This window comes from Mesorhizobium sp. L103C119B0, from assembly GCF_000502235.1.
Classification (GTDB): Bacteria; Pseudomonadota; Alphaproteobacteria; order Rhizobiales; family Rhizobiaceae; genus Mesorhizobium.
In genome coordinates this window covers 1-4,422 of sequence record NZ_AYXE01000065.1, presented here as the reverse complement: position 1 = coordinate 4,422, position 4,422 = coordinate 1, and the positions used below count along the sequence as shown (strand labels likewise).

The following is a 4,422-nucleotide window of genomic DNA, read 5'->3' as shown; positions in this document are numbered from 1 at the left end:
GAGGAAATCCGCCGGCGCACCTATGTCGTGCGCATCTTCCCCAACACCGAAAGCTGCCTGCGCCTGGTCAGGGCCTTGGCCGTCGAGACCAATGAAAACTGGATGGAGGCCAACCGATACATCAATATGGACGACCTGCGCGAGCACAAGAAGCTCGCTCTGCGCCAAGCCGCATGACCAGCATCATGGCCGCCCCATTTTGCAGAACTTGACGCACACAACCGTGGTGCGCTTCCACATTCGATCGTCGCAGTCTGATCGCACCGAACTCGATGCTGCTCGAGCAAAATGGTGCGGCTCTGACATGGATCAGGGCGAGCAGGCGACGGCTGCGCAATAAGGCACCGCGGTTTGGCATCCGCCGGAATTGGAAATCGGGGCTTGCGATGAAATTCGGCAAAGAAATCGTGCTTCTAAGCCTGTTCGCATTCGCGGCTTTGGTGGCGGCTGGCGCTGGGGTGGATGAACCCCTTCGCCAGCATATGTGGGTCTTGTTCTTCGCCTTGGCTGGCTTCACTGCGATCCTACTGCGTAACACTGAGTTCAAGCCTGCCGCTCCGATCGACCCGTCCGCTTACATGGACGGGCCAATCCGCTACGGCGCCATCGCCACCATGTTCTGGGGTGTGGTTGGCATGGTGGTCGGGGTGGTCATCGCGCTGCAGCTTGCCTATCCCGATCTCAACATCCAGCCCTGGTTCAACTTCGGCCGCTTGCGGCCTCTGCACACCTCGGGCGTCGTCTTCGCCTTCGGCGGCAATGCGTTGCTTTGCACGTCTCTCTATGTCGTCCAACGCACATGCCGCGCTCGGCTGTTCGGTGGCGATCTCGCCTGGTTCGTGTTCTGGGGCTACCAGCTCTTCATCGTCATGGCCGCGACNCGCTCGGCTGTTCGGTGGCGATCTCGCCTGGTTCGTGTTCTGGGGCTACCAGCTCTTCATCGTCATGGCCGCGACAGGTTATCTGCTCGGCATCACCGAGAGCCGCGAATATGCGGAACCCGAATGGTATGTCGACATCTGGCTGACCATCGTCTGGGTCGGCTACCTGATCCTGTTTCTGGGCACCATCCTGAAGCGCAAGGAACCGCACATCTACGTCGCCAACTGGTTCTATCTTTCCTTCATCGTGACCATCGCGATGCTGCATGTGATCAACAACCTGTCGATGCCGGCCTCCTTTCTCGGCTCCAAGAGCTATTCCGCATTTTCCGGAGTCCAGGACGCCCTGACGCAGTGGTGGTACGGCCACAATGCCGTCGGGTTCTTCCTCACCGCCGGCTTCCTCGGCATGATGTACTATTTCGTGCCCAAGCAGGCCAACCGGCCGGTCTATTCCTACCGCCTGTCGATCGTCCATTTCTGGGCAATCATCTTCCTCTACATCTGGGCCGGGCCGCATCACCTGCACTACACCGCCCTGCCCGACTGGGCGCAGACGCTTGGCATGGTGTTCTCGATCATGCTGTGGATGCCGTCATGGGGCGGCATGATCAACGGCCTGATGACGCTGTCGGGCGCCTGGGACAAGCTGCGCACCGATCCCATCATCCGCATGATGGTGATAGCCATCGCCTTCTACGGCATGTCGACCTTCGAAGGCCCGATGATGTCGATCAAGACGGTCAACTCGCTGTCGCATNCTCTGGAACCGTGAACGCCTCTATTCGCTCAGGCTCGTCACCTGGCATTTCTGGCTGGCGACGCTCGGCATCGTTGTCTACGCCGCGGTGATGTGGGTGTCCGGCATCATGCAGGGCCTGATGTGGCGCGAATACGACGAACAGGGCTTCCTGGTCTACTCCTTCGCCGAAACCGTGGCAGCCATGCACCCCTACTATGTCATGCGTGCCATCGGCGGAGCCATGTACCTCTCCGGCACCCTGATCATGGCCTGGAACATCGGCATGACCATTCTCGGACACCAGCGCGAGGAGGAGCCGATGCCCGCCTCCGTTCTCGCCCTTCAGCCTGCCGAATAAGGAGCCAGAAAATGGGCTTGATGGACAGACACGCATTGATCGAGAAGAACGCTACGCTTCTACTCGTGGGCTCCCTCCTAGTGGTAACGGTCGGCGGCATCGTCGAGATCGCGCCGCTCTTCTATCTCGACAACACGATCGAGAAGGTGGAGGGCATGCGCCCCTACTCGCCGCTCGAACTGGTCGGGCGCAACATCTATGTGCGCGAGGGCTGCTACCTCTGCCACAGTCAGATGATCCGCCCGTTCCGTGACGAGGTCGAGCGCTACGGCCACTACAGCCTGGCGGCCGAGTCGATGTACGACCACCCCTTCCAGTGGGGATCGAAGCGCACCGGACCGGACCTCGCTCGCGTCGGTGACCGCTATTCCAACCTGTGGCACGTGGATCACCTGACAGATCCACGGTCCGTGGTGCCGGAATCGATCATGCCGAGCTATNCCAATGCCGATTTGATGGCGCAGGCTGATCCCAACGCCGACACATCCGGCCTCGAGGCCCGCTACCCCAAGGCTAAGATCGGCGACTTCGACGGCAACCCGCAACAGGTCACCGAGATGGACGCGCTGGTCGCCTATCTCCAGATGCTCGGCACGTTGGTCGATTTCAAGAACTACGACGAAGCCGCCGGCTACCGCTGAGGAGGTTTGCCCATGGATTACAATTTGATGCGGGAGTTCGCTGACAGCTGGGGTCTGGTCGCCATGGCGCTGTTTTTTGTCGGCGCAATCATCTTTGCCCTGCGCCCCGGCAGCCGCAAGCTGGCCGACGAAGCTGCCCGGATTCCCCTTGAGGACGAGTGATCATGAGCGACGAGCACATCGATGAAATCTCTGGTGTTTCAACCACCGGTCATGAGTGGGACGGCATCCGGGAGCTCAACAACCCGCTTCCGCGCTGGTGGGTCTGGACGTTCTACATCACCATAGTCTGGGCGATCGGGTACANGGGAGCTCAACAACCCGCTTCCGCGCTGGTGGGTCTGGACGTTCTACATCACCATAGTCTGGGCGATCGGGTACACGATCGCCTATCCGGCATGGCCTCTGCTGCACACGGCAACCAAGGGTTTGCTCGGCTATTCCAGCCGCAACGATGTCGGGAACGAGTTGTCCAAGGCTGAAGCAGCCAAGGGCAAATATGTCGCCGCGATAGAAGCGAAAAGTGTTTCGGAGATCGCGGCGGACNGGTGCCGCGTTCAAGCTCAATTGCGTGCAGTGCCATGGTTCCGGCGCCCAGGGCTCCAAGGGCTTCCCCAACCTCAACGACGACGACTGGCTGTGGGGCGGCAAGGCGGACCAGATCCAGCAGACGGTTACACATGGCATTCGCTTCGCCTCCGATCCGGATACGCGCCTGTCCGAAATGCCGGCCTTTGGCGACATCATCACTGCCGATCAGATCAAACAGGTCAGCGCCTATATTGCCAGCCTGTCCCAAACCGTCAGCGATCAGGTGTTGGTGGCGCCCGGCGCCAAGGTCTTTGCCGAAAACTGCGTGGCCTGTCATGGCGACAATGCAAAGGGCAACAAGGAACTCGGCGCTCCTGATCTGACCGACGCCATCTGGCTCTACGGATCGGGCGAAGCCGCCATCGCCGCCCAGGTAACCGCACCGAAACAGGGCGTGATGCCGGCTTGGGGCGCGCGCCTGGGCGAAACCAGGGTCAAGGAACTTGCGGTTTACGTGCATTCGCTTGGCGGTGGGGAATAGGAACGGGGGCCTATTCCCTGCCCTTCACCGTCCAAGCGACGAGGCCCGGCTCTGCCGGGCCTCGATCTGTTTGCGTGTACCCGGCGATTGACCTGCATCAACGCGGCGCCATCCGGTCGGCGGCACAATCCGATCCACGCTGCATTTCGCTGACCTGACTGCACCAGCCAGGACATTTACCCCGGCGAAATCACGAGTTGCGCGACGGGAGAAACCAGTGCTGGACCATACGCAGGTAGAACGGCTCGAGGCTGAGGCGGTCAACTCCGCCAAGGTGCGCCAGCCAATGTATGCCGCGCGCAGGAAGATCTTCCCGAAGCGGGCCTCGGGCAGCTTTCGCCGATTCAAATGGATCGTGATGGCGATCACNATGCCGCGCGCAGGAAGATCTTCCCGAAGCGGGCCTCGGGCAGCTTTCGCCGATTCAAATGGATCGTGATGGCGCTCACGCTGGGCATCTACTATCTGACGCCGTGGCTGCGCTGGGATCGGGGTCCGTTTGCCCCCGACCAGGCCGTGCTGCTCGATGTCGCCAACCGGCGCTTCTACTTCTTCTTCGTCGAGATATGGCCGCAGGAATTCTACTATGTCGCCGGTCTTCTGGTCATGGCCGGCGTCGGTCTTTTCCTGATCACGTCAACCGTCGGCCGTGCATGGTGTGGCTACACATGCCCACAGACCGTATGGGTCGATCTGTTCCTGGTCGTCGAGCGCGCGATCGAGGGCGA

3 protein-coding genes and 3 pseudogenes are annotated in these 4,422 nt (G+C 60.8%); all 6 read left to right on the top strand.

The features are described 5' to 3' along the window. A partial coding sequence (locus X728_RS1000000170010) for a transposase (protein WP_196815136.1) occupies positions 1–177 on the top strand: 177 nt, incomplete at its 5' end. Between the two features lie 209 nt (positions 178–386). Further along, positions 387–1,981 (top strand): annotated as a pseudogene (locus X728_RS01000000167550) (cbb3-type cytochrome c oxidase subunit I). Between the two features lie 11 nt (positions 1,982–1,992). Continuing rightward, on the top strand, positions 1,993–2,622 hold the full coding sequence (ccoO, locus tag X728_RS136975) for a cytochrome-c oxidase, cbb3-type subunit II (RefSeq protein ID WP_031196291.1): 630 nt from the start codon (positions 1,993–1,995) through the stop codon (positions 2,620–2,622). 12 nt (positions 2,623–2,634) lie between these two features. Further along, positions 2,635–2,784 (top strand): CcoQ/FixQ family Cbb3-type cytochrome c oxidase assembly chaperone, encoded by a 150-nt coding sequence (locus tag X728_RS136980; RefSeq protein ID WP_023673929.1) that lies wholly within the window; start codon positions 2,635–2,637, stop codon positions 2,782–2,784. A 2-nt stretch (positions 2,785–2,786) separates the two neighbouring features. Further along, positions 2,787–3,694, top strand: a pseudogene (ccoP, locus tag X728_RS01000000167545) (cytochrome-c oxidase, cbb3-type subunit III). 217 nt (positions 3,695–3,911) lie between these two features. Next, positions 3,912–4,422: pseudogene (locus X728_RS0136905) on the top strand (4Fe-4S binding protein); the annotation flags it as partial.